General features: G+C 68.2%; 1 protein-coding gene. It reads left to right on the forward strand.

Annotation, left to right across the window (positions count from 1 at the left end; genetic code table 11):
- Window positions 1-44 precede the first annotated feature (44 nt).
- On the forward strand, window positions 45-277 hold a 233-nt coding region (locus NCR39_RS29535), incomplete at its 3' end, for a hypothetical protein (RefSeq protein WP_250456327.1).

Below are 277 nucleotides of genomic sequence, written 5' to 3' on the forward strand. Positions count from 1 at the left end.
CCCTCGACGATGCCCAAACGCGCGCATCCGAGGCGGAAGAAGCCTTGCGCGGCATCGAATCCAGCACCATCTGGCGCGCCACTCGCCCGCTGCGCTCGGTGCTCGCTCATGCGCCCGGAGGACGCCGCAATGTCGGCGCGGTCTTACGCGCGCGCGGCGCGCGGATCGCAAAACAACTTCCCCTCGGCCTCGGCGGACGTGCGCGTCTGGAAGAAAACGCGCGCATCATCGCGAACTCGCCGCTCTTCGACGCCGAGTGGTACGTGCAGCAACATCC

This window comes from Caballeronia sp. ATUFL_M2_KS44, from assembly GCF_023630965.1.
Classification (GTDB): Bacteria; Pseudomonadota; Gammaproteobacteria; order Burkholderiales; family Burkholderiaceae; genus Caballeronia; species Caballeronia concitans.